This window comes from Bacillus zhangzhouensis, from assembly GCF_000715205.1.
GTDB classification, from domain to species: domain Bacteria; phylum Bacillota; class Bacilli; order Bacillales; family Bacillaceae; genus Bacillus; species Bacillus zhangzhouensis.
Genome location: NZ_JOTP01000076.1, coordinates 1 through 836, shown reverse-complemented (window position 1 = coordinate 836; position 836 = coordinate 1). Strand labels below are relative to the sequence as shown.

Here is an 836-nt window from a genome sequence, read left to right as displayed (position 1 = left end):
GGAAAGGGCGTTTAATAACGCTCTTTTTTATTTTGTAATTAGGAGGAAATAAAACATGGAAGCATTGACAATCACCTTGCATTTAAACGGTAAGAAAAAGAAATTTTCCACACCTAACTTTATAACAGGTGCCTTATTTAGAACCGCGGTAGAAATTGTAGAAGACTTTGAATCAAATGACCCTGACAGATTTCACACGAGTGCTCAAACCGAGTTTATTTGTAACGTGTTCGGAAACAAGTTTACTGCGTACAATCACCTTGCATTTAAACGGTAAGGAAAAGGAATTTTCCACACCTAGCTTTATCACAGGTGCTTTATTTAGAACCGCGGTAGAAATTATAGAAGACTTTGAATCAAATGATCCTGAAAGATTTCATACCAGTGCTCAAACCGAGTTCATTTGTAAAGTGTTCGGAAACAAGTTTACTGCAGAAGAATTTGATAATGGTATTGACGCGCGTCTTTTGACCAAAACCATCTTCGCAACTGCACAGTATGTCATCGGGAATATCGCTGAGGCAAGCAATATATTAAATCCTGAAACCGCAGAGGAAACCAAACCGAGTTCATTTGTAAAGTGTTCGGAAACAAGTTTACTGCAGAAGAATTTGATAATGGTATTGACGCGCGTCTTTTGACCAAAACCATCTTCGCAACTGCACATTATGTGATCGGAAATATCGTTGAAGCAAGCAATATTCTGAATCCAGAATCCGCAGAGGAAGAAGAGCCGGGGGAGTAAGTTTGTCCGATGCTGTTCTTGATATGTATAACGCATTAGAGGACATTGGCTTTACTCAAAATCAGATAGACGAAATGGACATTGTCTATCA

General features: G+C 38.6%; 3 protein-coding genes. All 3 read left to right on the top strand.

Annotated elements, in window-relative coordinates:
• Positions 1 to 55 precede the first annotated feature (55 nt).
• Genes gpG (BA70_RS18870) through BA70_RS21060 form a run of 3 tightly spaced genes read left to right on the top strand, consistent with a single transcriptional unit; the run spans position 56 to position 745 of the window.
• Complete coding sequence (gpG, locus tag BA70_RS18870; protein WP_193352358.1) at positions 56 to 277, top strand: phage tail assembly chaperone G; 222 nt, start codon at positions 56 to 58, stop codon at positions 275 to 277.
• Complete coding sequence (gpG, locus tag BA70_RS18865; protein WP_239646722.1) at positions 261 to 641, top strand: phage tail assembly chaperone G; 381 nt, start codon at positions 261 to 263, stop codon at positions 639 to 641. The genes gpG (BA70_RS18870) and gpG (BA70_RS18865) overlap by 17 nt, the downstream gene beginning before the upstream one ends.
• Complete coding sequence (locus tag BA70_RS21060; RefSeq protein ID WP_420834695.1) at positions 581 to 745, top strand: hypothetical protein; 165 nt, start codon at positions 581 to 583, stop codon at positions 743 to 745. The genes gpG (BA70_RS18865) and BA70_RS21060 overlap by 61 nt, the downstream gene beginning before the upstream one ends.
• The last annotated feature ends 91 nt before the right edge of the window (positions 746 to 836 follow it).

Coding starts and splice junctions, on each gene's coding strand:
- gpG (WP_193352358.1), top strand. CDS start 56: ATGGAAGCATTGACAATCACCTTGCATTTAAACGGTAAGAAAAAGAAA.